The following is a 23915-nucleotide window of genomic DNA, read 5'->3' on the forward strand; positions in this document are numbered from 1 at the left end:
CTTACCCGCGGGGGGGCAGATACCCGCGTATAATGTCGGTGGTGCGCGCGGCATCCAGAATGGGCGGCAGAAGGGTCAACAGCTCCCCGGATCCATCCAGCAAATGCACAAAGCTGCCGTGCGCATAGATCCAGCCATATTCGGGGTCCTGAAACAGCGGCTCGACCTCTACGGAAAACGCATCATAGGCCGTCTGTAGCGCCATCTTATCGCCCGTCAGCCCGATAAAGTCCTGATGGATTTCGGCCAGCGGCGCGCCCATCGTCTCCACCTGATCCTGATCCGGGGCGACGGTGATCATCACCGGGGTCACAGCAAACCCCTCATCGGCCAGCGCGTCCACCACATCGGCCATCAGCGGCAGTGCCGCGGAGCAGATGTTCAGGCAATTGGCATATCCGAAAAACAACAGCTGCGCGCGTCCGTCCGGGTCGGCCTGCGTCCGGGTCTCGCCATATTGATTGGTCAGCGCAAATGGCCCGCCGAGGTCAAACGGCAGCGGTGGGGCCTCTGCCATGGCGCCGGTGGCCAGGCAGGTCGTGACCCAAAACGCCGCGCGCATCAGAAGTTTTCTTCGGCGTAGGTGTCATCCGCCTCAAGACCCAGGCCCAGATACCCCTCGGAGGCGATCACATCCTTCACCCGAGGATCGCGGCGGAACCAGGGGCCCTTGCCCTTGGCTTCAGGATATTTCTGAGCCCATTTCTTGGTCCAGGTGTTGGCCTTGATCCAATCGGCATCCCCGGCTTTGATGCGCTGCACCAGATAGATGTTGCTGGCGCCCAGATCCTCATCCTCGATCATCAGGCCATCGACCTCTATCACCTGATTGCAGAACGGGGCCAGCTCTTCGGCGGCACCTGTGAACGCGGGCTGCGAGTTCTTCATGGGCAGAACCATGACATTGTCAACGGACCGCACAAGCCCCAGTTGGCGCGCCCCCGCACCGCAGTCATCCGTGCAATCGCCGGTCAATTCACAGAGCACATCCACCACCTTGGCCTCGAACCGGGCGGGCACTTCGGCATAGAGGTTCCAGGTCTTGGCCTCCGATCCTTCGGAGAAATTCTGCGCCGTCAGCGGGCTGGCGGTCAGGGCGAAAATTAAAATCAGGTTGCGCATCACTTCGGCTCCGGGAATGAGAAGGGCGGCACGGTGCCGTAATCTTCGTGGGTCGGGTTCACGATATCCATATCGCTGACCACCTCGCTGACGACGAGATACTTCAACCCGTCGCGTTCATAGAGCATCCCGTCGGCTGTCACCGTGTGGGCCGCAAGGCTGAGCTGGGTGTCACCACTCGCCGATCCTGCATCCTGTGCAATCTTCAAAACCGTATAGACAGTGCCATCCTCGGCCAGCAGACCCACGGGGATACCCCCAGCCGAACACCACAGCGCGCAGGTATGATGCGCCGACCCCACAACCGCGTCAGGCCCGCCCATCACGCCGGAATAATAGCACCAGGTGTCTATGATCTCTCCGGTTACCTGAATGCGGGTGCCCTCCGCGGCCCAACCGGGCAGTGCGAGGCTGGATAAGAGCAGGGATAACATTAGGCGCATGCGGCAATTCCTCCGGTTCTTGTGCCGGAAGCCTACGAGCAGGCTCTTTTTCGATCAACGGCGGAAATCCACCACATCGATCACTTTTTTGGGGAACCAATTGCAAAGACGTGTGTTGGCTTGGCAAGAGCATGTGATGCGCATGTGCTTGGTTCAACGATTTCGACAGATAAAGGAGAGACCAATGAACTGGGACATTATCAAAGGCAACTGGAAACAGATGAAGGGTCAGGTTCAGTCCAAGTGGGGCGAGTTGACCGACGATGAGATCGATCAGGCCGAGGGCGACCGCACGCGCCTTGCCGGGCTCATTCAGGAGCGCTACGGCGTGGCCAAGGATGAAGCCGAGCGCCAGATCGACGCCTTCATCGCAGAGCATAAGTCAGCCGCGTAATTTACCTCGTCGCGACTGATTTTTTAAAGGGCGGCTCCCATAAGGGGGTCGCCTTTTTACATCCGGTATCAGACGGAGCGGGTAACGCCGCCATCCACCCGGATGTTCTGCCGGGCATGCCGCTGCCGCTCGCCGTTGCCAGAGCCCCTTTCGTTTCTGCCGTCGCTTTTGCCCGCTCGTTGATGAGCTTTGTGGGCTCTAGCGCTCGTCACCGCTTTTGCGCGCGGTTTCGATCCTTGCGATGTCGGCCTCGCTCATACCGTAGGCATCTCGCGCCGTTTCGGGCGAGATATAGCCGCGCAGCAGATCCCGGCGGACCAGCGATTTGTCCCGCGCCTGTGGGTCGCCATAGCCCGCGCCGCCCGGAAACGCCATTTGCACGCGGCGGTCGTGGGGTATGAATTGTTTGCCCTTGCCGCGCATGGGCGTGCCGTCATCCTGCGCAATGGTCGTCGGGGCACCTGCCGTGCCACCGCGTCTGCCGCGGGCGGGGTGATCCACGCGGTCGAACATGGCTGAGATGTCGAACTCGTGTCCGTCACGCGCGCCGACCTCCATCACCTGACCAAGCCCGCCGCGATAGGTGCCAAGGCCGCCTGAATCGGGGCGCAACTCCTTGCGCCAGATGATCACCGGCCCCGCGTGTTCCGTGGCCTCGATCGGCATGGTCATCACGCCCGAGGGAAAGGCGGTCGCGTTCAGCCCGTCATGCGCTGGCCGCGCGCCGGACCCGCCCGAATTGAACGTCAGCACTTCGGAGCGGACGGCATCCGCCGGGGCAGGCGCATCGCTGCGCGGGCGCAGGGAGACCTGAAAGTTGCACAGGCACCCGGCCCCTTCGGCGGGCACCACGCCGGGCAGGATCTGGTCAAGTGCTGCATAGACCACATCCGGCACGAAATGCCCCACGATATGGCGCAGGGCGACGGGCGCGGGGTGCAGCGCATGCACGATGCTGTTTTCCGGTGCGGTGACCTCAAAGGGCGCAAGCGAGGCCGCGTTGTTGGGAATTTCCGGCGCGATGGCACATTTCAGCGCGTAGCAGGCATAGGCCTTGGTATAGACCAGCGGGCAGTTGATGCCTTTCTTGTCGAGGCCTGTGGTGCCGTCGAAATCCGACAGGATGCGGTCTTTCTCGATGCTCAGCTGAACGCGCAGTGTGATCGGCGTGTCAAACCCGTCTACCGTCATTTCGCCGCTGGCCTCGGCATGGGGCAGGGCGTTGATGCGTTCCAGCGTCGCGCGGCGGGAGTTCTCCAGAATGTACCCGGCGATGCCATCCAGATTGTCGAGGCCAAACTCCGCCATCATCGCCGTCAGGCGGCGGTGCCCGATCTCGTTGCAACTGGCCAGCGCGTAGATGTCACCAACCAGCTGATCGGGCTCGCGCACATTGCCGCGAATGATGCGGATCATGGTCTCGTCCACGGTGCCCCTTTCGGCGAATTTCATAATCGGCAGATAGAGACCTTCCTCGTAGACGCTGTTGGCATCTGCGCCAAAGCCGCGCCCGCCGATATCCACCACGTGGGCGGTGCAGGCAAAGAAACCCACCAGCACGTCGTTGTGAAAGGAGGGGGTGACCATGGTGATGTCATGCAGGTGCCCGGTGCCCTCCCAGGGGTCATTGGTGATATAGACATCGCCTGGGAAAATATTCTGCCGCCCGATGCGCCGGATGAAATGCGCCACCGCGTCGGCCATGGCGTTCACATGGCCGGGGGTGCCGGTGACGGCCTGCGCCAGCATCCGGCCCTGCGTGTCATAGACCCCGGCAGAGAGATCACCGGCCTCGCGCACAGAAGTGGAAAAGGCCGTGCGTACCAAAGCCTGCGCCTGTTCCTCCACCGCCGAAATCAACCGGTTCCACATGACCTGATAGGCGACATTCGAAGGCTGTGTCATGCGTTCATCCTTTCCGGATCACGTCAATGCAGCCGTCAGGCTGGCGGATCGCGCGCCGGCTTTCGGGCACGATGATGGTGGTCTCGTCTTCGGTGATGGCGGCGGGGCCTGCAACCTCTGCGCCCACGGTCATTGCGGCACGCTGAACCACCGACGTGGTCAAGAAGGCAGCCTGTGCCGGATCAAACATCTGGCGCTCCGCGTCGACAGGCGCTTGCAGGGTGCCGGATGTGGTCTCTTCGCGTAGAACAGGGTCGGGCGGTGTTGTGGCATTCACCGACCAGACGGTGATTTCGATGTCGAGGCCTGCGACGGTGCGGCCAAAAAGCTTGGTATAGTCCTGCTCAAACAGTGTCTTGAAGGTTTCCGCCTCCGGGGCCATGGCCTGTGCGGCGCTGAGAACGATGGGGATTTCCCAGCCTTGGCCTGTGTAGCGCATGTAGACCTTGAATTCGCAAAGAATGTCGCTCCGGGCATCGCAGCTGCGCACAAACCCTTCGGACTCAGCCTTGAGGTCAGACAGCAGCCCCTTGATTTTGGCGGCGTCGAAATCCGAGAGTTTCATATAGACGGAACGGTTCGCCTCGAAGCTGAAGGGCGCGCGCAGGAAGCCGATGGCGGAGCCGACACCCGCCCCGGGCGGAACCAGCAACCGATCTACGCCCAGCTTTTCGCAGAGCCTGCCTGCGTGCAAAGGGGCCGCGCCGCCAAAGGCGATCATGGTGTATTCGCTGAGATCCTCGCCGTTTTCCACCGCATGCACGCGGGCGGCGTTGGCCATGTTTTCATCGACCACTTCGGCCAGCCCGAAGGCGGCGGTGGGGGCATCCATTTCAAGGTCCGCGCCAAGATGGGTGCGCAAGGCCGCTTCGGCGCGGTCGGCGTGAAGCTGGATCGCGCCTCCGGCGAATGTGTCCGGGTCGAGCCTGCCCAACACCAGATCGGCATCCGTCACCGCAGGTTTCTCACCGCCGCGCCCGTAACAGGCCGGGCCCGGTTCCGACCCCGCGCTTTCGGGGCCGACACGGATTTGGCGCAGCGCATCCACATGCGCAAGGGAACCGCCGCCCGCGCCGATCTCCACCATGTCGATCACCGGGATGGAAATCGGCATGCCGGAGCCTTTCTTGAACCGGTAGGTGCGGGCCACCTCAAAGACGCGCGAGGTTTTCGGGGTCTGGTTCTTGATCAGGCAAATCTTGGCGGTTGTTCCGCCCATGTCAAAGCTCAGCACCTTCTCAAGCCCGTAGCGCGCGGCGATATGGGCGGCAAAGACAGCACCACCTGCCGGCCCGGATTCCACCAGCCGCACCGGAAATTCAGCCGCACTTTCCAGCGAGATGATGCCGCCGCCCGAATGCATCAAAAAGACATCACAATCTGCGCCTTCATCGCGCAGGCGGCCTTTGAGACGGCCAAGGTAGGATTTCATCAGCGGCTTGATATAGGCATTGGCGACGGTGGTGTTGAAACGCTCGTACTCCCGCATCTGCGGGCTGACTTCGCAGGAGAGCGACACCATTACGTCGGGCAGTTTTTCGGCCAGAACCTCGCGGATCATACGTTCGTGGGCGTCGTTGAGATAGGAATGGATCAGGCCCACAGCAACGCTGTCATAGCCCGCCTCACCGATCTGATCCGCCAGGGTTTCCACCTGGGATCGGTCCAGCGGGATCAGCACGCCGCCACGCGCATCCACCCGTTCCAACAGCGTATAGCGGCGCTGGCGTGGCAGCAGCGGTTCAGGCAGCGTGAGGTTTAGGTCATATTGCTCGAACCGGGATTCGGTGCGCATTTCAATGACATCGCGGAACCCTTCGGTGGTGATCAGCGCGGTCTTTGCCCCACGCCTTTCGATCAGCGCATTGGTGGCCAGCGTGGTGCCGTGGATGATCTGATCGATCTGGTCGGGGGAGATGCCCGCCTTGGCACAGACCTGATGCATGCCCGCGATAATCGCGTTTTCGGGGGCGGCATAAGTTGTCAGGACCTTGGTGGAAAAGGACTGATCCGCGACTTCCAGCACCACATCCGTAAAAGTCCCGCCGATATCGACGCCCAGCCTGACGGAGGTCTTTGACATGTGGGGGTCCTTTTCACGATTGATCTGTGTCCTCGGCCAGCGGGCCTGGTGGCGTCGGCATTATCCCTTGGCATATCCGATGGTCTGCAGGGCCGTGCGGATTTCATCCAGAATGGCCGGATCATCGATTGTCGCGGGCATCTTGAACTCTTGATTGTCCGCGATTTTCACAACCGTGGCCCGCAGGATCTTGCCGGACCGTGTCTTGGGCAGGCGGTCCACGACCAGGGCGTTCTTGAAAGCAGCCACCGGGCCGATCTTTTCGCGTACCAGTTTGACGCATTCGCCCGTGATCTCACCGTGCGGGCGGTTCACGCCGTTGGTCAGGCACAACAGACCCAAGGGTGATTGCCCCTTGAGAGGATCGGAGACGCCGACCACGGCACATTCCGCCACATCCGGGTGCCCTGCAAGGACTTCTTCCATCGCGCCAGTGCTGAGCCGGTGGCCCGCGACATTGATCACGTCATCGGTGCGCGCCATGATGTAGAGATAACCATCCGCGTCCATCATGCCCGCGTCGCCGGTTTCATAGTAGCCGGGGAAGGTGGTCAGATAGCTTTTGCGGAACCGGTCCGTCGCGTTCCAGAGCGTGGGCAGCGTGCCGGGGGGCAGCGGCAGCTTGATTGCGATGGCGCCAAGCTCGCCTGGTTCTTGCGGATGTCCGGCTTCGTCAAGGATTTGCACGTCATAGCCCGGCATGGCGACCGTGGGAGAGCCCACCTTGACAGGCAATGCCTCCAGCCCTGCGGGATTGCCCGCGATGGTATAGCCGGTTTCCGTCTGCCACCAGTGATCGTAAACCGGGACACCCAGCAGGTCCTGCGCCCATTCGATGGTATCGGGATCGGCACGTTCCCCCGCAAGATAGAGCGCACGCAGGCCCGAGAGGTCGTATTTCGCCTTGTATTCGCCCTTGGGGTCTTCGCGTTTCACGGCGCGAATGGCCGTGGGGGCGGTGAAAAAGCTGCGCACCTTGTGCTCTTCGATCACGCGCCAGAAGGTGCCCGCATCCGGTGTGCCCACGGGCTTGCCCTCAAAGACGATGGTGGTGTTGCCGTGGATCAGGGGGCCGTAGCAGATGTAGCTGTGGCCCACGACCCAGCCCACATCGGAGGCGGCCCAGAACACATCGCCCGGGTCGACGTTGTAGATATTCTTCATCGTCCAGTGCAGTGCCACCAGATGCCCGCCGGTGGCCCGCACCACGCCCTTGGGCGCGCCGGTCGTGCCGGAGGTGTAGAGGATATAGGCGGGATGGTTGCCCTCCACCGGGACGCAATCGGCGGGCGCAACGCCGTTCTGCGCGGCATGCCAGTCAAGATCACGCCCCTCGATCAGCGTGGCGCGTTCCTGCTCCCGTTGCAGGATAAGGCAGACGTCCGGCTTGTGCGCGGCGATCTCGATCGCGCCGTCCAGCAGGGGTTTGTAGTGGATCACACGCCCCGGCTCCAACCCGCAGGAGGCGGCGAGGATGGCCTTGGGCTGGCAATCGTCGATCCGCACGGCCAGTTCGTTTGCCGCAAACCCGCCGAAAACCACCGAATGGATGGCACCGATGCGCGCGCAGGCCAGCATCGCCTCCAATGCCTCGGGCACCATCGGCATGTAGATGATGACGCGGTCGCCTTTGGTCACGCCCTGGGCCGCCAGCGCACCGGCCAGGGATGCGACACGGGTCTGCAGCTCCGCGTAGGTGAGGGTGGATTTCGTGCCGGTGATCGGGCTGTCGTGGATGATTGCGGGTTGATCGCCACGGCCGTTTTCGACATGGCGGTCCACCGCGTTGTAGCAGCCATTGGTCATCCCGTCGGCGAACCATTCATAAAGATGGTCTCCGCGATCAAACAAGGCTTTGCTGGGCGGTTTCATCCAGTCAATGGCATCCGCCGCCTGCATCCAGAAACCTTCGGGATCTGCCATGCTGGCGTCATAGGTGGCGCGGTATGTCATCGATTAGTCTCCCCCTGAACCGTATCGGCGCCATGGTTACGCCCAAGGTGCGGGGGAGAGCAAGTATGTGAGGGCTAACGCTTTCCGATTATTTCACGGATCGGGCTGGCGTTGACCCCGCCATTGGTGCTGATCGAGTCGGCGTTGAGGACGCGCTGCACCACATCTTCACAATCGCCGGGCGCGAGCGGGTTGCACCCCCAGCTGCGATTATAGACGCGCACCTCGCCGGTCAGCACGGTGCCGCCGCGCTGCTGGAATTCGCGAATGATGGTTTCATAGTCACGACCGTGAACGGTCACCGTGCTGGATTGTGTGGCCGCAAAGGCGGTCGAGGCGCTGAGCGCGACTGCCGCACCGAGGATGACAGCGGGTAAGGGGAAGTGTTTCATGGAATTCTCCTGTATCAATGGCGGCGCGGCCTCTGGGGGATGCCGGGCCTTACCGTATCGATCTAGGAAGATGCGCGCGCCGCTGCGCGAATTGTTGCAGGATCTGGAAGGCTAGTGATCGCGCGTGACAGGCGCGTGGCACGATGGCCCGCCGGTTGGGATCAGAATTAGTCCCGGTCGAAGATATTGGATTCCTTGCCGCGCCGCACGGCAGCTTCGCAGTCGCCGGGGCTGTCGATCTTGCAGATGAAATACTTGCCTCGGACACGGGCGCTTGTCGTTTCGAAGGAGCCGTTTTCGGTTTCGATCACCCGGGTGCGCAGGACATAGCTCTCGTCGTCAACGACAATCGAGCTGAGCCGCTCTTCGGCAACGGTGGCACAGGCCCCAACGGCGAGCACGGAGAGGGCGGGTGAAAAACGCAATTTGCGAGACACCGGATAATTTCCTTCTGAACTAAAATACCGGCACTTTCTGCACCGACGTGAAAATGAGATGTGACTTCGCGGTCGGAATTCAACCCATGCGCGTCCTCGTGACCCAAGCGTGGGGATACGTGACTGGCGCAGAGCGCGCGCCTTTCACGCGGGCTCTTTGAGCGCAAGGTTCTGGCCAAGAGCGGGTCGCCACCGATGGTCGCCACGGCTTAGATCGCGCAAACATCCAGCGCCCAGAGTGCATCACTCTGGGTGCAGTTTTCGGTCCGCTTCAAAAGCGCGCGACTGTACGCCCGCTGACGCATTCCTTGCAGAATTACCTGTCTCCGAAAGCCCGCCGCGTCGACAGGGGTCAGCCGTAGTGAGCCACAGGCGTGCCCGCGATTGCCGACATGTTCAGCAATCCCCGCGCCGTGATCGAGGGCGAGACGATATGGGCCCGGTTGCCCATGCCCATCAGGATCGGTCCAACCTCGAGCCCGCCGCCTTTCATTTTCAAGATGTTACGCACGCCCGAGGCCGCATCGGCATGGGCGAAGACCAACACATTGGCTGCCCCCTCCGGCATGCGATTGCCGGGCAGGATGCGCGCGCGCAGCTCCGGATCGAGCGCGGTGTCGATGTTCATCTCGCCTTCGTAGCAGAAGTCGTGACCTTGGGAATCCAGCAGCCTGATGGCCGCCCGCAGGCGCCCGCCGGTGCCGTCGCCGCGGTTGCCGAATTGCGATTGTGAGCAGAAGGCGATCCGCGGCTCGATGCCAAAGCGGCGCACGTGGCGCGCGGCCCCGATGGCGATCTCGGCGATCTGCTCGGGGTCAGGATGCAGGTGCACCTGCGTGTCGGCGACAAAGAGAGGCCCATCTTCGAGGATCATCATCGACAGCGCCCCGACAGGGCGCAGATCGTCCCGGCCAAGGATCTGGGTCAGGTAGTTCAGATGCCAGCTGAACTCGCCGAAGGTGCCGCAGATCAGGCTGTCGGCCTCTTCGCGGTGCACCATCACCGCGCCAATGGCGGTGGTATTGGTGCGCATGATCGCGCGGGCGATGTCCGGCGTGCCACCGCGCCGGGACATGAGCTCGTGGTAGGTCTCCCAGTAGTCCCGGTAGCGCGGGTCGTTTTCGGGGTTCACCAGATCGACGTCCTTGCCCAGCCGGATGGTCAGGCCGGCGCGGTCCAGTCGCGTCTCGATGACCTCCGGGCGCCCGATGAGAATGGGGCGTTCGGTGGTTTCCTCCAGCATCGCCTGGGCGCAGCGCAGCACGCGTTCATCCTCGCCTTCGGCAAAGACGATGCGGCGCGGTGTGCTGCGGGCCGCCTGAAACACCGGGCGCATCAGCAGGGCGGATTTGAACACGGAGCCGTCGAGTTTCTGCCGGTAGGCATCCAGGTCTTCGATGGGCCGCGTGGCCACCCCGGTTTCCATCGCCGCCCGCGCCACGGCAGAGGAGACAACGCTGACCAGTCGCGGATCGAAGGGCTTGGGGATCAGGTAGTCGGCCCCGAAGGTCAGTTCTTCACCCTGATAAGCAGCGGCGGCCTCGGCAGAGGTGGTGGCGCGCGCAAGCTCGGCAATCCCGTCGATACAGGCCAGTTCCATTTCGTCATTGATCGTGGTGGCGCCTACATCCAGCGCGCCCCGGAAGATGAAGGGAAAACACAGCACGTTGTTGACCTGATTGGGAAAATCGCTTCGGCCCGTGGCAATGATCGCATCGGGCGCAACCTCGCGGGCCAGATCGGGCAGGATTTCCGGCGTCGGATTGGCAAGGGCAAAGATGATCGGCCGGTCGGTCATCTGCTTGACCATCTCAGGCGTCAGCACGCCCGGCCCGGAGAGACCCAGAAAGAGATCGGCGCCGGGGATGACGTCTTCTAGGGTGCGCAGATCGGAGCTTTGCGCAAATTCAGACTTGGAGGGATTCATATCCACCTCGCGCCCGTCATAGACGAGCCCGTGGATATCGCAGAGCCAGATGTTTTCACGTTTCACGCCAAGTTTCAGCAGCATGTTCAGGCAGGCGATGCCTGCCGCGCCGCCGCCGGTCGAGACGATCTTGATGTCCTCAAAGGACTTGCCCGATACATGCAGGGCATTTTTCACAGCCGCGCCAACGACGATGGCGGTGCCATGCTGATCGTCATGAAAGACGGGAATGTTCATGCGTTCGCGGCAAATGCGTTCGACCGTGAAACAGTCGGGCGCCTTGATGTCTTCGAGATTAATCGCCCCGAAAGAAGGCTCCAGCGCGCAGACGATATCGGCGAGTTTTTCCGGGTCTGTTTCGTCGACCTCGATATCAAAGCAATCGATGGAGGCGAATTTCTTGAAGAGCACCGCCTTGCCTTCCATCACCGGCTTGGAGGCCAGCGCACCGATGTTGCCAAGCCCCAGCACCGCGGTACCGTTGCTGACCACCGCCACCAGATTGCCGCGTGCGGTGTAGCGGGCGGCGGTTGAGGGATCGGCCTTGATCTCAAGGCAGGCTTCGGCCACCCCGGGAGAATAGGCGCGGGCCAGATCGCGACCGTTCGCCAGCGGCTTGGTGGCGCGGATTTCGAGTTTTCCCGGTTTGGGGTGTTCGTGGTAGTCCAGCGCCGCCTGGCGCAAGTTGGTGGTGTCGCTCATGATCTGCCTGCCTTCTCCCCGGGATAGTTTAGTGTTAAACCAGTTGGCCGCAGGGGCCAAGGTGCTGATTTAACGAGGGGCGTTGCCCCTCGAGCTCCCCGGATATTTTTGGCCAGAAGAAGGTGGGGTGGCTTGTCAAATCAAGGCACCGGGCGCAGGTTGCCGCGACGATTGTGAGGATGAGATGAGCGAGACAAGGGCTGAAGTATTGCTGCCGACACATGAATTGCGCGAGGATATTCCCTTTTTCACCAAGGTGTTGGGGATGCGCATGGAGATGATCTATCCGGCAGATGATCCAACCGTCGCCGTCTTTTGCGGCCACGGGCTGCGCGTCCGGGTGCAAAAGGATGCTGACGTCTCGCCCGGCGTGTTGCGCATTCTGACAGATGATCCGAAAGACTTTGCCGAGGGTCGGACGAACCTGACGGCGCCGAATGGCACGCGCATCGAAATCCGCCCGCTGAAGGAGCCTTTGGTGATGCCGGACACCGTGCACAGCTTTGTCGTGCGCCGATTGGCGGATCAGGCGCCCTGGGTGATCGGGCGCGCGGGTATGCACTACCGCGATCTGATCCCCAACCGGCTCGGCGGGTCTATTATCGCCAGCCACATCCGCATTCCGGACGGTGGACCGGTGCCGGACATGGTGCATTATCACACGGTCGGGTTTCAGCTGATCTTCTGTTACCGGGGTTGGGTTGATCTGGTTTACGAAGACCAGGGGGAGCCGTTTCGCCTGCATGCGGGCAATTGCGTGATCCAACCACCGGAAATCCGCCACCGGGTGCTTTATGCCTCCGACAACATCGAGGTCATCGAGATCGGGGTACCAGCCGAACATGTCACGACCATTGATCACGAGATGGAGTTGCCGAACGGGCCTGCGAACCCGGACCGGGTGTTTCAGGGTCAGCGGTTTGTGCACCACAAGGCGGAGCATGCCCGGTGGCAGCCGTTCCGCGTGCCGGGCTTCCAGAGCCGGGACACGACCATCGCCGAGCACACGGAAAACGTCGCCGGGGTACATGTGGTGCGCAAGGCGGGCGGTGACGGCGCGTGGACGCGGCACGATAGCGATATCCTTTTCACCTTTGTCATGGAGGGGCGCATGGTGCTGGAAGGTGACGGGCGCGCGCCTCACGCGCTGGAAGCAGGTGATGCATTCGTGATCCCGCCGGGGATGAAAACACGCTATGCCGACCCCTCCGACGACGTGGAACTGCTCGAAGTCTCCCTGCCGGGCGTGTTTCGGACGACGGTGGGATAGCATAGAAAACCACGCTGAGCCCTTGCAAACCTGTGCAACTGAGGACACCCTGCGGGCCGAACGATGGTGAGGAGAGCTTTGTCGATGTCCCTCAAAGAGGCAGCAAACGCGGTGCGCGAGAACGCGCATGCGCCTTACTCGAATTTCAAGGTCGGTGCGGCGATCCGGGCGCAGTCGGGCACCATTTACGTCGGCTGCAATGTGGAGAATGTCGCCTATCCCGAAGGGACCTGTGCGGAGGCTGGCGCCATTGCTGCAATGGTTGCTGCGGGCGAGACGGCGCTGACCGAAGCCTATGTGATTGCGGGATCGCCGATGCCCGTGACCCCCTGTGGCGGCTGCCGTCAGAAACTGGCGGAATTCGCTCAGGGCACCACCCGCGTCACCATGGCGACCACCAGCGGCGTGGAGCAGGTCACGACGGTTGCAGAGCTTTTGCCGGGCGTGTTCAACGCGGCGCATATGGAGACATGAGCCTGCTGACCGCGCGCAACATCCTGACCCGATTGCGGCATGGCGAGGCCTTGCAGAAGGAACACCTGGTCTGGCTCGCTGATGGTCTGGCCGATGGATCGGTGAGTGACGCGCAGGCCGGGGCCTTTGCCATGGGTGTTTGCGTGCGTGGGCTCAGTGACGCGGCGCGGGTCGCGTTGACATTGGCCATGCGCGACAGTGGGCGCGTGCTGGCGTGGCAACTCGACGGGCCGGTGGTCGATAAACACTCCACCGGCGGTGTCGGGGACTGCGTGTCCCTGGTTCTGGCGCCCGCGCTGGCCGCCTGTGGCGCCTTTGTGCCGATGATCTCGGGCCGGGGTCTGGGCCACACCGGCGGAACGCTGGATAAACTCGACGCGATCCCCGGCGTCACCACGCAACTGGACGAGGCGCGCTTTCGGGATGTCGTCGGCGAGGCCGGATGCGCGATCGTCGGGGCCAGCGCGGATATCGCGCCCGCAGACAAGCGGCTTTATGCGGTGCGGGATGTCACATCGACCGTGGACAGCCTTGATCTGATCACTGCGTCCATCCTCTCCAAAAAACTGGCAGGCGGGTTGGAAGGTCTTGTGCTGGATGTGAAAACCGGCAGCGGCGCCTTCATGAAGGACATGGACGCGGCCCGTGCGCTTGCAAATGCGCTGGTGGAAACCGCCAATGCCGCCGGATGCAAGACCACGGCTGTCATCAGCGACATGAACCAACCGCTGGCTGCGAGCCTTGGCAACGCGCTGGAAGTGGCGGAGGTGATGCGGGTTCTGACCGTCGACCCAAGCGGCCCCCTCGTGGAGATTTCCGCAGCACTTGGCGGTGTTTTGCTGGCCAATGCCGGGCTGGCAAAGGACGTGCAGGCGGGCACGGATGCTATCACGGCGGCGTTGCAGGACGGGCGCGCGGCAGAGCGCTTTGGGCGGATGATTGCGGCCATGGGCGGGCCTGTTCGATTTGTCGAGAACTGGGCGCGTTTCCTGCCCGAAGCGACGGTGATCCGCGAGGTCAAAGCCCCCGCATCGGGCTATGTCACGGCCATAGACGGCGAAGCATTGGGCATGGTTGTGGTCGATCTGGGCGGCGGACGCGTGGTGGAAAGCGACACGATTGACCCTGCTGTCGGTTTGGGGCAGGTGGTGCGCCTGGGCGACAAGATTGCGCAGGGCCAGCCATTGGCGGTTGTCCACGCGGCACGGCCTGATGCGGCGGACAGGGCGGCGGCGGCGGTGCGGGCGGCGATCATGATCGGCCCATCCGCCGCAGCGGCCCTGCCGTTGATCAAAGAGAGAGTAGGTTGATGGCACGCGCATTCCTGATTGTGATGGATTCCGTTGGGATCGGTGGGGCGCCTGACGCGGCGCTCTATTACAACGGCGTCGTTCCGGATGAGGGCGCAAATACGGTTGCCCACATCGCGCGCGCCTGTGCGCAGGGCGCGGCAGCCGAGGGGCGCCTTGGCCCCTTGCGGATGCGCAATCTGGACGCCTTGGGCCTGGGGCGGGCCGTACAACTGGCCAGCGGGCAGATCGCCTTGGGTCTTGGGCAGGAGCCCACGGGAACCTGGGGGGTCGCAACCGAAGTCTCGAAGGGCAAGGACACACCGTCCGGCCATTGGGAACTGGCCGGTGTGCCGGTGCCTTGGGACTGGCACTATTTCCCGGATAAAGAGCCTGCGTTTCCGGCGGATCTGGTCGAAAGGACCATCGCGCTGGCCGAGGCAGATGGTATTTTGGGCAATTGCCATGCATCGGGCACCGCCATCATCGAGATACACGGCGCGGAGCATATCAAGACGGGCCGCCCGATTTGCTACACCTCCGCGGACTCCGTGTTCCAGATCGCAGCCCATGAAGAGGCCTTCGGGTTGGACAAGCTGCTGACGCTCTGCGAAGCGCTCGCACCGACGCTACATGAGATGCGCGTGGGCCGCGTGATTTCGCGCCCCTTCGTTGGCAGTCCGCAAACCGGGTTTCGCCGCACTGCAAACCGGCGTGATTTTGCAATCGCACCTCCGAAACCCGTGCTGACCAATTGGGTGCAGGACGCTGGGCACAAGGTCTATGGCGTCGGCAAGATCGGCGATATCTTTTCGATGCAGGGCATCGACCGCGTGCGGAAAGGGCCGGACAAGGCGCTGATGCAGCATCTTGCCGGTCTGATGGCGACGGCGGAGCCGGGCAGCCTTGTCTTTGCCAATTTTGTCGAGTTCGACAGCCTCTATGGACATCGGCGCGATGTATCCGGGTACGCGCGGGCACTGGAGTGGTTCGATGCCGAGGTCGGCAAGCTGCTGGGCCAGTTGCGGGAGGGGGACATCATGGTTTTCACGGCGGATCATGGAAACGATCCCACCTGGGTTGGCACGGATCACACCCGCGAACGGGTACCGGTGCTGATCGCCGGCATGGGGACCGAGGCTCTGGGGCACATCGGGTTCAGCGACGTCGCCACCCTTGTTGCGCAGCATCTGGGTGTGCCGGTGCCTGCCACCTGATCTGATGCGGGATCGGGCCAGCAATTTTGCCTCGCCTGCTTGCAGCCCGACAGCCTTCGGGTCTAAACGGAAGCAGGTTCAAAAAGAGGTGCCCCATGACCGACCATCTGACCGTTGTTGACCATCCGCTGGTGCAACACAAGCTGACGATCATGCGCGACAGGGGCACGCCGACCGCCGTTTTCCGCCAGTTGCTGCGCGAGATCAGCCAGCTCTTGGCCTATGAGGTGACGCGCGGCCTGCCGATGACCACCAAGCAGATCGAAACACCGATGCAGGTGATGGATGCGCCGACGCTGGATGGCAAGAAGCTCGCGCTGATCTCGATCCTGCGCGCAGGCAACGGGTTGCTTGACGGGGTGTTGGAACTGATCCCTTCCGCTCGCGTAGGGTTTGTCGGCCTCTACCGCGATGAAGAGACGCTGCAGCCCGTGCAATACTACTTCAAGGTGCCCGAAGGGCTGGATGATCGTCTGGTCATTGCTGTTGACCCGATGCTGGCCACCGGCAATTCATCCGTGGCCGCGGTCGATTTGCTGAAAAAAGCCGGTGCGACCAACATTCGCTTCCTGTGCCTGCTGGCAGCGCCCGAAGGGATTGCCCGCATGAAGGAGGCGCATCCGGATGTTCCCATCGTGACCGCCGCAGTGGACGAGAAACTGAACGACATCGGCTATATCGTGCCGGGTCTGGGCGACGCCGGTGACCGGATGTTCGGCACCAAGTAAAGATCACAGATGCCACAGCTGCCGTGGAAACGGCTGCGGCGAGCCTTGCTTTGAATTTGCTCTTCGGGCATCGTCCCCCGGTATCTTGTGGGAGCAATGATGAGACTTACCAGACTTGTCGCGATTCTAGCGGCCGCCGCATCCTTGGCGACCGGGGATCTGAGTGTTCAGGCGCAGACAACCGTCGCGCCCAAGGAATTTCCCCCAGCCGGTTATACGGGCCGTCAATACGTGGACAGCGCAGGCTGTGCCTTCATTCGGGCCGGTGTCGACAACGCCGTGCAATGGGTGCCGCGTGTCACCCGGGAGCGTCGTCTGATCTGTGGCCAAAAACCCACCTTCACCGTGCGCGCCCCGGCGCCGCAGGCGCCAGCCGAAGGGTCCAGCAGAGTGCTGGTCCTCAATCCCGCATCTGCCCCGGTCGTCACGCGCCCGGGCGTACCGAACCGAACACCCTCGGCCCGAAGAGCGCCTGAGCCGAGCCTGGTGGGCACGGTTGTCACGCCATCGACTGCGGCCTCCAAAGGCGTTACGCCGACCACGCGCGTGCTGCCGCGCCATGTCTTTGAGGCACGGCGGAACACGCAGAATGTCAAAGTACCCAAAGGCTATCGATCGGTCTGGGAGGATGATCGTCTGAACCCGCGCCGGGCCGAGCAATCGCTGGCAGGGCATGAAGACATGCATCGGATCTGGACCAAATCTTCGCCCAGTAGGCTGATTGACTAGCCACCACAGATGTTTTGCAGGCGCAGCCAGTCTGCGTCGCTGAGAAGGGCCTTGGGCTCTTTGCCGGCCATCGGGTCGGCTTCGATCAGGGGCAGCACGGTCTCGCCGGTGATATCGCGGGCATAGGCGTAGGGGGCGCTGCGCAGGTTTGCCGCGGCAAAGACAGGCAGGAGGCTTTCGGGCGAAGGAACGGGTCTGTCGCGGGTCAGCAGGGTTTCGGCATAGCTGTCCAGAATTTCGCTTTTCAGCTGTCCGGTGGTGAGCAATTGAAAGCTGGCCCAGGTCCCGCTGACGTCCAGCAGGTCGTGCAGGGGATCGCGCGCGCGGGACAGGCTTTGCTCGACCAGCGCAAACCCGCCCGCCACATCCGGTTCCTCGAAGTCTTCCACCAGCGCGCGGTTCAACAGGATGTGCCGCCCGGGCAGATGCAGGCTGGTCTGAACGGTGCCGGGCAGGATGCTGATCCGGTCCGCCCCAAGCCGCGCCCGGAAGGTCGCCAGCGCTCGCAGCCCCGCGGGTTCGGCACAGGCGGGGCCGGTCATCCGCTCGATCCGACGCAACAAGGCATCGCCGATCTCAACGCGTTTGACCTCCGGCACAACCGCCAGCGTGTGGTCGATCAGAGCGCGGGGCACCCAGAACACCCCCACCGCGACAACCGCCGCAATCGACAGCGACATGCCCAGCCAGCGCAGCCGTCCGGGCCGGGGGCGCGTCCGCTCCACCGCGCGGCGCAGCTTTTCGATGGCATCGATCATATGGTGTTCGTCTTCGCCCAACTCCAGGGTTTCGCCGGTGTCGCCATCAGGGTGGTAGAGCGCGGGGCGCTTTCCCGGATTGGCCCGTTGGATGGCGGCCAAGGACCAATGCGTGATGGCCCGATCCTGCAGATCCGAGATCATCAGGGTGGCGTCACCGATGGAGATGATCACCTCGCGCCGCTGATCCTCCGGCGACGCACGCCAGAGGCCGCTGGCTTCCAGCCGGGCGTATTTCTTGAGGGCGGTCATTTCGGTGATCTGCTGCTCGTTGGTGCTTTGCCACAGCTTACCATCTGGCTGTCGCCGGGCAAAGGGGCAGGTAGGGTGGGCTTCAGGCCACCTTTGGCATGTCGATCAGGACATATCCCGGGCGCGCTTGCGTAATTCGAACTTCTGGATCTTGCCGGTGGAGGTTTTGGGCAGCTCTTCGAACACCACATGTTTGGGCGTCTTGAACCCGGCAAGTCTTTCCCGCGTGAAAGCAATCAGACCCGCCGCATCGACGGTTGCTCCGGATTTGAGCTCGACAAAGGCGCAGGGGACTTCGCCCCATTTCTCATCCGGCTTGGCCACGACGGCAGCCAGCATGACGTCTTCGTGTCCCATCAGCACGCCCTCGACTTCGACGGACGAGATGTTCTCCCCGCCGGAAATGATGATGTCCTTGGCCCGGTCGGCGATCTGCATATAGCCATCTTCATGCTGCACCGCGATATCCCCGGAATGAAAATACCCGCCCGCAAAGGCTTCTTCGGTCGCCTGCATATTCTTGTAATAGCCTTTCATGACGGCGTTGCCGCGGATCATGATCTCGCCCTGGGCTTTGCCGTCCATTGCCACCTGCTGCATATTTTCGTCCAGCACGGTGATGTCCTCCATAATTGGAAAGGCCACCCCCTGACGCGCTTTCACTGCCGCCCGGTCGGGCTTTGCCAACCCATCCCAATCCGCGCCGCGCCACAGGCATTCGGTCACATGGCCATAGGTCTCTGTGAGCCCATAGACCTGCGTGACGTTGAAGCCGAGGGTTTCGATCTTGCTGAGCGTGGCGGGGGCAGGGGGCGCGCCCGCCGTAAAAACCTGCACCGCGTGATCGAAGCTGCGCCGCTCCTCTGCAGGGGCATTCACCAGCATGTTCAGCACGATGGGCGCTCCGCCCAGATGGGTCACGCCTTCATCCGCAATTGCGCCGAAAATGGCGGGTGCGGTGATGTCTCGGCAGCAGACAATCGTGCCGCCCAGCAGCGGCATCATCCAGGTGTGGTTCCAGCCATTGCAATGAAAAAGAGGCACAATCGTCAGGTACACCGGGTGCAGCACCATGCGCCAGCTCACCACCGTGCCCATCGTCATCAGATAGGCACCGCGATGGTGATAGACCACCCCCTTGGGCCGCCCGGTGGTGCCGGAGGTGTAGTTCAGCGCGAGGCTCTCCCACTCGTCCTGCGGCAGGATCCAGTCAAACGCCGGGTCCGCGCCCGCAATCATCTCCTCATAGGTCTCGTGGCGGCCCGACGCAGGGTACCCAGCGTCCGTATCGGGCACTTCGATCAGGGCGGGCGCGGTGCCATCCATCTGCGCGCAAGCGGCTTCTGCCAATCCCAGAAACTGGCTGTCCACCAGCACGATCTTTGCTTCGCCGTGGCTAAAAATATACGCTACCGTATCGACATCCAGCCGCGTGTTGATCGTGTTCAGCACCGCGCCGCAGGCGGGCACCCCAAAACTCGCTTCGACCTGTGCGGGCACATTGGGCAACAGCGTTGCCACCACGTCGCCGGACACCACCCCGCGTGCGGCCAGCGCCGACGCAAGCCGCGTGCAGCGGTCGTGATATTGCGCATAGCTCACCCGATGCGCGCCATGGATCACCGCCGGGTGGTTGGCAAAAACGTGCGCCGCGCGCTTCAAATGTGACAGCGGGGTCAGCGGCACATAGTTGGCCGCACATTTGTCCAGCCCGGTTTCGTCACTCATCCAGCCCATTTGGTCGTCCTCCCCGATTGCCGTTGGCAGTTTACGTGCCGCAAGGCTAGTAGGATATTGTTCTTGTGGCGTTTGGAAAGTCAATTGTCTTACATTTGGAGCGCGCGCCGGTTTCGATATCACCTTAGGAGGCTGGTGTGATCATTTCCCGGGGCCGGAACTACATCTTCGTGCATATTCCCAAAACCGGGGGCACTGCGCTGGCACTGGCCCTCGAAGCGCGGGCGATGAAAGACGATATCCTGATCGGAGACACGCCAAAGGCGCGTCGCCGCAAGGGGCGGCTCAAGACCCTCACGCCGCGTGGGCGGCTGTGGAAGCATGCGACGCTGGCCGATATCGACGGGGTGCTGTCTCCGCCGGAGATCGCGCGGATGTTCACCTTCACCCTGGTCCGCAATCCCTGGGACCGGATGGTGAGCTACTATTCCTGGCTCCAGGTCCAAAGCTTCGATCACCCTGCGGTTGGTCTGGCACAGTCCCGCAGCTTTGCCGCGTTTCTCGCGGAGCCCTTTATTCAGGACAGCCTGCGCCACTCTCCGGCGCGCAGCTACATGCAGGATGTCGCGGGGGTTGAGCGCTGTGAGCTCTATATCCGGCTTGAGCACTTCGAGGCCGACGCTGCAACGCTTGTTGCCAATCTGGGGTTTCCTCTGGTCCTGCCCCACGCGAATGCCTCCAAACGGCCACATGACTACCGGTCGCTCTATGACGCAGAAACACGGGCACGTGTCGAAGACTTCTGCGCTGAGGACATAGCGCGGTTCGGCTATCGCTTTGATCCCGGGCCCAGTCATCCCTTGGAAGGCCAGGCGCGTGGGGGTGATCCCGGGGTGGCCTGAAGCCCACCCTACCTGCCAGAACCAACGGACGAGACCAACAGGTAAGGTGGGCTTTAGGCCACCGCTTGGGCGCGCCAGGTCGATATCTCTGGCGCGCGGCGACGGGGGTGCTAGGCCGCTGCTGCAGTCTTGCTGAACCGTCCGTAGAACGTCTGGTTCTTTGCGGCCATCTCCCGCAACAGATCCGGGCAGGCGAAGCGATCCCCAAAGGCCTCTGTCAGCGCGTCGCACCGCTCAGCGGCATAGGGCGCGCCGATCATGTCGAGCCAGCTCAGCGGGCCACCGGACCAGGGCGCAAAGCCCCAGCCGAGGATGGCGCCCACGTCACCTTCGCGGATGTCCATGAGCACGCCTTCTTCCAGCGCACGGACTGCTTCCAGCGACTGGGCAAAGAGCAGGCGGTGCTGCACATCCGTCAGCTCCGGCTGCTCCTCCGCCGGCGGGTACTTCTCGCCAAGACCCTCCCACAGTCCCTGACGTTTGCCTTTGTCGTCATAGGCATAGAAGCCTGCGGCGGACTTGCGTCCCAACCGGCCTTCGCTCTCCATCCAGAAGATTACCTCGTCCACGACGCCGTCGGGATAGGCGTCGCCCATCGCGGATTTCGTGGCGCGGGCGATCTTGGCGCCGAGGTCGATGGAGGTCTCATCCACCAGTTGCAGCGGCCCCAGAGGCATCCCCACCAGACGTGCCGCATTCTCGATGAGCGCGGGTTCAACGCCTTCCGCGACCATGCGGATACCTTCGTTGATGTAAGGAATGATGCAGCGGTTGGCGTAGAAGAACCGCGCATCGTTTACGACAATCGGCGTCTTGCGGATCTGGCGCACGTAGTCGAGCGCCTTGGCCACGGCGCGGTCGCCGGTGCCCTTGCCCTTGATGATCTCCACCAGCAGCATCTTCTCGACGGGCGAGAAGAAGTGGATGCCGATGAACTGCTCAGGCCTTGAAGACGCCTTGGCCAACTCCGTGATCGGCAGAGTGGAGGTGTTGGAGGCAAAGATACAGTCCTCGGGGATCACCGCCTCGACCTTTTGCGTCATCTCGGCCTTGACCTTGGGGTCCTCAAAGACCGCCTCGATGATCAGATCGCAGCCCTTGAGCGCGTCCAGATCGGTGGTGGCGGTGATCAGGCTGAGCAGCTGTTCTTTCTTCTCCGGCGTGGTTTTCTTGCGCTGAATACCCTTGTCGGCGAAGTTGGCTGTATAGGCCTTGCCCTTGTCGGCGGCTTCCTGCGTCTGGTCGATCAGGACCACCTCGATACCGGCCTGGGCGGAGACCAGCGAAATGCCCGCGCCCATCATGCCCGCGCCGAGAACGCCCAGTTTTTTCACTCTCTGGTCGGCCACGTCCTGAGGGCGCACGGCGCCTTTCTCGAGCGCTTCCTTGTTGATGAAAAGCGAGCGGATCATCGCCTCAGAGGAGGGGTTCATCAAAACGCTCGTGAACCAGCGCGCCTCGATCTTCAGCGCGGTGTCGAAGGGCACCAGCGCGCCTTCATAGACCGCGGAAAGCAGTGCCTTGGCCGCCGGATAAACCCCTTGGGTCTTGCCGTTGACCATCGCCGAAGCCCCCACGAAGGTCATGAAGCCCGCCGGATGATAGGGCGCGCCGCCGGGCATCTTGTAGCCCTTGGCGTCCCAAGGCTTCACCAGATCGGCGTCCTTGGCGTTCAGCACCCAGTCGCGGGCTGCGGCCATGGGGTCGTCGGAAACCTCGTCGATCAGACCGGCTGCCTTGGCCTTGACCGGGTCCACCAGCTTGCCTTCCAGCAGGAAGGGGGAGGCGGCCATTGCCCCCATCTTGCGCACCAGCCGTGTAGTGCCACCGGCACCGGGGAAGATGCCCACCATGATCTCGGGCAAGCCGATCTTGGCCTTGGGGTTGTTCGCGGCAAAGATGCGATGGCACGACAGTGGCAGTTCCAGACCAATCCCCAACGCCGTACCGGGCAGCACGCAGGCCACGGGCTTGCCGCCTTTCTGCGTCCTGGGGTCCATGCCCGCCAGTTCGATCTTGCGCAGCAGGCGGTGCATGTCCATGACACCGTCAAAAAGGCCTTTGGCCGGGTTCTCGCCCGCATCCGCCTTCATCTTGGCAATCAGGTTCAGGTCCATCCCACCGGCAAAAGAACCCTCCTTGCCGGAGGTCAGGATGATGCCCTTCACGGCCTCATCGGCCAGCGCCTCATCCATGAGTTTGTCGACCTGCGTAAGCCCCTCATAGGACATCACGTTCATGGATTTTCCGGGCACATCCCAGGTGATCGTGGCGATGCCGTCGCCATCGGTCTTGCTTGTAAACTCGGTCATGTCCGGGTCCTTTCTTGGATGGTTCTGAGGGTCACCAAGGCGTTCGACGGCTTGGGGACGTTATACGGGAAATTAGAGTTGGAAAGCGAATTGGTTACCGATTTCAGGTACCAGCTGGTGTTCTCGCGCTTGAGCACCATGCGCGATTTGATGGGACCAAAGACGCAGGTCTCGCCCGCGCAGAATTCAGTGGCATGGTAGCCGCAGATCAGATCGCTGGAGATGAACTCCGCCTTCTCCGCGCGCCGCACCAGCCGGTCGCAGGATTTCTCCTCCAGCAGGTCGCGCAGCATGTCAAAAAAGGGTCGCACCTCCTCTGGCGTCGAAATGATCGTATCGGTGGATTCGGTGTGCGAGGTATAGGGGAAGAGCAGGTAGCTACAGTAAAGCGTCAGATCGTCCCGATTGTTGGCATCGGAAAGCTCGTTGATGAAATTCTGGTAGATGGTGAGCGGCGCGACCGACAGCCGGCGCGCGTCGTTTTCCGGCGACCGCGGCGCCAGCAATCCGTCCCCGTGCTTTTGCACACGGGGGACGTAGATCGGCCAATGGGGATTATCCAACATGCTATCCAGTTCCAGCATCTTCCAGACGTCGTCCTCGCGGATCAAAACCATGCGGTTTGCGTAGCTTTCAATCACCGGGACCGCGTCGCGCAACGTGTGGGTGACGTGGTGCCCGGTGATGTAGTTCTCGCTGAGAAACTCAGCATCTGTGGCCAGACGCACCAGGTTGGTCGCGCCCAGCCCCTTGATGGCCTGACCAAAGGTCACCATCCCATCGATCAGGTCTTCCCGCGTCTCCACGATGACTTCGTGGCTCAGCGTGCGCCACATGTGGGGCAGCTTGACGCGTTCCAGTAACGTCACCGCATCTTCCGTCATGATCGCGTTGGATATTGCGTCCAACGTGTCCTGATAGATTGCGATGGCGTCGGCGGGGGTCACAA

At 62.4% G+C, this 23915-nt stretch carries 21 protein-coding genes; 8 read left to right on the plus strand and 13 right to left on the minus strand.

The genetic code is table 11. The features are described 5' to 3' along the window. Position 1: 1 nt before the first annotated feature. Genes ISX84_RS09690 through ISX84_RS09700 form a run of 3 tightly spaced genes read right to left on the minus strand, consistent with a single transcriptional unit; the run spans position 2 to position 1565 of the window. Positions 2-562 (minus strand): SCO family protein, encoded by a 561-nt coding sequence (locus tag ISX84_RS09690; RefSeq protein WP_195820121.1) that lies wholly within the window; start codon positions 560-562, stop codon positions 2-4. Next, a complete protein-coding gene (locus ISX84_RS09695; protein WP_195820122.1) occupies positions 562-1122 on the minus strand; it encodes a hypothetical protein in 561 nt (186 codons plus the stop codon). The genes ISX84_RS09690 and ISX84_RS09695 overlap by 1 nt, the downstream gene beginning before the upstream one ends. Further along, complete coding sequence (locus ISX84_RS09700; protein ID WP_195820123.1) at positions 1122-1565, minus strand: hypothetical protein; 444 nt, start codon at positions 1563-1565, stop codon at positions 1122-1124. The genes ISX84_RS09695 and ISX84_RS09700 overlap by 1 nt, the downstream gene beginning before the upstream one ends. 184 nt (positions 1566-1749) lie before the next feature. Between ISX84_RS09700 and ISX84_RS09705 the strand changes: the two genes are divergently transcribed. Beyond that, a complete protein-coding gene (locus ISX84_RS09705; RefSeq protein ID WP_195820124.1) occupies positions 1750-1959 on the plus strand; it encodes a CsbD family protein in 210 nt (69 codons plus the stop codon). 198 nt (positions 1960-2157) lie between these two features. Here the strand turns inward: ISX84_RS09705 and ISX84_RS09710 are convergent, their stop codons facing one another. From ISX84_RS09710 to ISX84_RS09735, 6 genes are all read right to left on the minus strand, one after another. Beyond that, positions 2158-3864, minus strand: coding sequence for a hydantoinase B/oxoprolinase family protein (locus ISX84_RS09710; protein ID WP_195820125.1), 1707 nt, complete (start codon positions 3862-3864; stop codon positions 2158-2160). Between the two features lie 4 nt (positions 3865-3868). After that, entirely contained in the window at positions 3869-5947 is a 2079-nt protein-coding gene (locus tag ISX84_RS09715) for a hydantoinase/oxoprolinase family protein (RefSeq protein WP_195820126.1), read from the minus strand. Between the two features lie 60 nt (positions 5948-6007). Further along, entirely contained in the window at positions 6008-7900 is a 1893-nt protein-coding gene (locus ISX84_RS09720) for a propionyl-CoA synthetase (protein ID WP_195820127.1), read from the minus strand. A gap of 74 nt (positions 7901-7974) precedes the next feature. Then, positions 7975-8292 (minus strand): hypothetical protein, encoded by a 318-nt coding sequence (locus tag ISX84_RS09725; protein WP_195820128.1) that lies wholly within the window; start codon positions 8290-8292, stop codon positions 7975-7977. A gap of 167 nt (positions 8293-8459) precedes the next feature. Next, the gene (locus tag ISX84_RS09730) at positions 8460-8729 is read right to left on the minus strand and encodes a hypothetical protein (RefSeq protein ID WP_195820129.1); all 270 of its coding nucleotides are present in this window, start codon (positions 8727-8729) and stop codon (positions 8460-8462) included. 352 nt (positions 8730-9081) lie between these two features. Further along, positions 9082-11358 carry an NADP-dependent malic enzyme gene (locus ISX84_RS09735; protein WP_195820130.1) on the minus strand — a complete coding sequence of 759 codons (2277 nt, stop codon included), beginning with the start codon at positions 11356-11358 and terminating at the stop codon, positions 9082-9084. Between the two features lie 184 nt (positions 11359-11542). Between ISX84_RS09735 and ISX84_RS09740 the strand changes: the two genes are divergently transcribed. The 6 genes from ISX84_RS09740 (at position 11543) to ISX84_RS09765 (ending at position 17065) form a co-directional block, all read left to right on the plus strand. Continuing rightward, positions 11543-12628, plus strand: a complete 1086-nt coding sequence (locus tag ISX84_RS09740) for a cupin domain-containing protein (RefSeq protein ID WP_195820131.1) — start codon at positions 11543-11545, stop codon at positions 12626-12628. A gap of 84 nt (positions 12629-12712) precedes the next feature. Next, the gene (locus ISX84_RS09745; protein WP_195820132.1) at positions 12713-13102 is read left to right on the plus strand and encodes a cytidine deaminase; all 390 of its coding nucleotides are present in this window, start codon (positions 12713-12715) and stop codon (positions 13100-13102) included. A gap of 5 nt (positions 13103-13107) precedes the next feature. Beyond that, positions 13108-14412, plus strand: coding sequence for a thymidine phosphorylase (locus ISX84_RS09750; protein WP_195820291.1), 1305 nt, complete (start codon positions 13108-13110; stop codon positions 14410-14412). Next, a complete protein-coding gene (locus ISX84_RS09755) occupies positions 14412-15608 on the plus strand; it encodes a phosphopentomutase (protein WP_195820133.1) in 1197 nt (398 codons plus the stop codon). Before ISX84_RS09750 ends, ISX84_RS09755 begins: the two co-directional genes overlap by 1 nt. 95 nt (positions 15609-15703) lie before the next feature. Further along, positions 15704-16336 (plus strand): uracil phosphoribosyltransferase, encoded by a 633-nt coding sequence (gene upp / locus ISX84_RS09760; protein WP_195820134.1) that lies wholly within the window; start codon positions 15704-15706, stop codon positions 16334-16336. A 99-nt stretch (positions 16337-16435) separates the two neighbouring features. Next, positions 16436-17065 carry a hypothetical protein gene (locus tag ISX84_RS09765; RefSeq protein WP_195820135.1) on the plus strand — a complete coding sequence of 210 codons (630 nt, stop codon included), beginning with the start codon at positions 16436-16438 and terminating at the stop codon, positions 17063-17065. Here the strand turns inward: ISX84_RS09765 and ISX84_RS09770 are convergent. Further along, positions 17062-18075 carry a hypothetical protein gene (locus ISX84_RS09770; RefSeq protein WP_195820136.1) on the minus strand — a complete coding sequence of 338 codons (1014 nt, stop codon included), beginning with the start codon at positions 18073-18075 and terminating at the stop codon, positions 17062-17064. The genes ISX84_RS09765 and ISX84_RS09770 overlap by 4 nt on opposite strands. Before the next feature lie 105 nt (positions 18076-18180). Beyond that, entirely contained in the window at positions 18181-19812 is a 1632-nt protein-coding gene (locus tag ISX84_RS09775) for an AMP-binding protein (protein WP_195820137.1), read from the minus strand. Positions 19813-19949: 137 nt separating this feature from the next. Here ISX84_RS09775 and ISX84_RS09780 point away from each other — a divergent pair, with 137 nt between their 5' ends. After that, positions 19950-20654: a sulfotransferase family 2 domain-containing protein gene (locus ISX84_RS09780; RefSeq protein WP_195820138.1), complete on the plus strand. Its 705-nt coding sequence runs from the start codon at positions 19950-19952 to the stop codon at positions 20652-20654. A 110-nt stretch (positions 20655-20764) separates the two neighbouring features. On the opposite strand, the gene ISX84_RS09785 is transcribed toward ISX84_RS09780, so the two are convergent. Both ISX84_RS09785 and ISX84_RS09790 read right to left on the minus strand, forming a co-directional pair. Beyond that, complete coding sequence (locus ISX84_RS09785; protein WP_195820139.1) at positions 20765-22966, minus strand: 3-hydroxyacyl-CoA dehydrogenase NAD-binding domain-containing protein; 2202 nt, start codon at positions 22964-22966, stop codon at positions 20765-20767. Continuing rightward, positions 22963-23913 carry a hypothetical protein gene (locus ISX84_RS09790; protein WP_195820140.1) on the minus strand — a complete coding sequence of 317 codons (951 nt, stop codon included), beginning with the start codon at positions 23911-23913 and terminating at the stop codon, positions 22963-22965. Before ISX84_RS09790 ends, ISX84_RS09785 begins: the two co-directional genes overlap by 4 nt. Between the last annotated feature and the right edge of the window lie 2 nt (positions 23914-23915).

The organism is Roseobacter sp. MH60115 (assembly GCF_015644665.1).
Lineage (GTDB): Bacteria > Pseudomonadota > Alphaproteobacteria > Rhodobacterales > Rhodobacteraceae > Roseobacter.

Bases quoted from the DNA above. Each gene is read 5' to 3' on its own strand.
- ISX84_RS09735 (WP_195820130.1), bottom strand. From the start codon at position 11,358: ATGAGCGACACCACCAACTTGCGCCAGGCGGCGCTGGACTACCACGAA.
- upp (WP_195820134.1), top strand. From the start codon at position 15,704: ATGACCGACCATCTGACCGTTGTTGACCATCCGCTGGTGCAACACAAG.
- ISX84_RS09690 (WP_195820121.1), bottom strand. From the start codon at position 562: ATGCGCGCGGCGTTTTGGGTCACGACCTGCCTGGCCACCGGCGCCATG.
- ISX84_RS09770 (WP_195820136.1), bottom strand. From the start codon at position 18,075: ATGACCGCCCTCAAGAAATACGCCCGGCTGGAAGCCAGCGGCCTCTGG.
- ISX84_RS09720 (WP_195820127.1), bottom strand. From the start codon at position 7,900: ATGACATACCGCGCCACCTATGACGCCAGCATGGCAGATCCCGAAGGT.
- ISX84_RS09725 (WP_195820128.1), bottom strand. From the start codon at position 8,292: ATGAAACACTTCCCCTTACCCGCTGTCATCCTCGGTGCGGCAGTCGCG.
- ISX84_RS09700 (WP_195820123.1), bottom strand. From the start codon at position 1,565: ATGCGCCTAATGTTATCCCTGCTCTTATCCAGCCTCGCACTGCCCGGT.
- ISX84_RS09755 (WP_195820133.1), top strand. From the start codon at position 14,412: ATGGCACGCGCATTCCTGATTGTGATGGATTCCGTTGGGATCGGTGGG.
- ISX84_RS09775 (WP_195820137.1), bottom strand. From the start codon at position 19,812: ATGGGCTGGATGAGTGACGAAACCGGGCTGGACAAATGTGCGGCCAAC.
- ISX84_RS09745 (WP_195820132.1), top strand. From the start codon at position 12,713: ATGTCCCTCAAAGAGGCAGCAAACGCGGTGCGCGAGAACGCGCATGCG.
- ISX84_RS09740 (WP_195820131.1), top strand. From the start codon at position 11,543: ATGAGCGAGACAAGGGCTGAAGTATTGCTGCCGACACATGAATTGCGC.
- ISX84_RS09715 (WP_195820126.1), bottom strand. From the start codon at position 5,947: ATGTCAAAGACCTCCGTCAGGCTGGGCGTCGATATCGGCGGGACTTTT.
- ISX84_RS09710 (WP_195820125.1), bottom strand. From the start codon at position 3,864: ATGACACAGCCTTCGAATGTCGCCTATCAGGTCATGTGGAACCGGTTG.
- ISX84_RS09765 (WP_195820135.1), top strand. From the start codon at position 16,436: ATGAGACTTACCAGACTTGTCGCGATTCTAGCGGCCGCCGCATCCTTG.
- ISX84_RS09695 (WP_195820122.1), bottom strand. From the start codon at position 1,122: ATGCGCAACCTGATTTTAATTTTCGCCCTGACCGCCAGCCCGCTGACG.
- ISX84_RS09785 (WP_195820139.1), bottom strand. From the start codon at position 22,966: ATGACCGAGTTTACAAGCAAGACCGATGGCGACGGCATCGCCACGATC.
- ISX84_RS09705 (WP_195820124.1), top strand. From the start codon at position 1,750: ATGAACTGGGACATTATCAAAGGCAACTGGAAACAGATGAAGGGTCAG.